At 40.7% G+C, this 1716-nt stretch carries 1 protein-coding gene; it reads right to left on the reverse strand.

Annotated elements, in window-relative coordinates; all coding sequences use genetic code 11:
• Nucleotides 1–416: 416 nt before the first annotated feature.
• Nucleotides 417–1502: a patatin-like phospholipase family protein gene (locus tag VB797_RS07235; protein ID WP_323236986.1), complete on the reverse strand. Its 1086-nt coding sequence runs from the start codon at nt 1500–1502 to the stop codon at nt 417–419.
• Between the last annotated feature and the right edge of the window lie 214 nt (nt 1503–1716).

Consider the following 1716-nt stretch of genomic DNA (forward strand, 5'->3'; position numbering starts at 1 on the left):
TGGGGTGATGGGGTGATGGGGTGATGGGGGGATAGGGTGATGGGGAGATGGGGTGATGGGGTGATGGGGGGATAGGGAGATCGGGGGATAGGGAGATCGGGGGATGGGGAGATGGGGGGATAGGGAGATCGGGGGATAGGGAGATCGGGGGATAGGGAGATCGGGGGATAGGGAGATCGGGGGATAGGGAGATCGGGGGATGAGGAGATGGGGTAGTTAAACAGCGAGCAAGATGCTCGCACTATTTTTAACTCCTAATTCCTAACTTTTAACTCCTAACTCCTAACGCTGATTAAATGGATGACACTGATGACACTGAATTAATAACTCAGGTTCAGGTGTTCCTAATTCCTAACTCCTAACTCCTAATTCCTAACTCCTAATTCCTAACTCCTAATTCCTAACTCCTAACTCTTTTAAACCAAGCAGCGTATTGAAGGATTAAGAATTCCTACTAATTGATCTAACTTGTGATCGACTTTCGGCTGACTTAAATATTGTTCTGTACACTTAATCATTGCATCAATATTCTGCTGTTTAGCGCTGAAGGTAGGTATTTCTTTCTTAAAGTTGGGCTGGAATCTAAAATAAGTATTACCGATAATTTGCTCGGCAATATAACATACTGCATCGCCCGCACCATCAAATAATACATCTAAAAGCGGTAAATCATCACGGGGACTCAACCATTCTAATGCTCCCCATTGTTTGACTTGTTTCGTACCAATTTGTTTAACGTGTTGTCCGGTACCAAAAGAGGCAACTAAGATATCATTTTGATGGACGTTTTCTGATATTAAATCATTCCATTTGGGGTTGTCTGGTAAATCTTTGTTCCATCTCAACCGTTCTGCGATCGCGCACAATGCTGGATTGTTAGCAAATACCCCTCCATCTATCAAGGGAATACCGCTTTGTGGAGGTATTTCATAACCGTTTTTTCGCCAATCTTCTACGAAATCTTGGTGTTTCATTTCGTAACCAGGAAAACCAATCGGTGCGGCTGAAGAAGCACGACAAATTTGCCATATCGGAATATTGTGATGAGCTATTTTAGTGTTTTTAAATACTACAGCTTGTCGGTTATAAGTGTCGTAACTAGTTACTATTGTAGGTTTAATTAATTCCCCAAATTTCAAATCTTCAAAAATATGTTTAAGTACCATTCTTAAACCATCATCACTATAAATCGGTTGACTAGAACCCAAGCGAATCAAGTTTAAAATGCTATGAACAAGGATTCTACTGGGAGGAAAAATATTCTGAGAATTATGAATATAAAAATTTTTGATTTCGCTAGCGTTTAAACCTTTAGCCAAAGCGCAAGCGATCAGACTACCTGTAGAAGTTCCAGCTATAACATCAAAATAATCTAGAAGTGGCTTGCGTGGCTCGTGTTTTTGCAGTTTCTTTTCCAATCCTTCTAAAATTATCGCTGTAACTAACCCACGAACCCCACCACCATCTAGAGAAAGAATGCGAAATGGTACACTAGTTCTCATTTATAATCCTCGTCAATAATTTTGCAGCCAATAAAAAATAAAATATTTCTTTAAGCAAGTTTACTGTCACAAATATCTATTATGTATGTTAAATCACATTATTGCCCGCTTTGTGGCAAAAGATGGGGGATGGGGTGATGGGGTGATGGGGTGATGGGGTGATGGGGTGATGGGGTAGTTAAATAGCGAGCAAGATGCTCGCACTACTTTTAAC

The sequence above is a fragment of the Rivularia sp. UHCC 0363 genome (assembly GCF_034931125.1).
In the GTDB taxonomy this organism is placed as follows: domain Bacteria; phylum Cyanobacteriota; class Cyanobacteriia; order Cyanobacteriales; family Nostocaceae; genus Rivularia.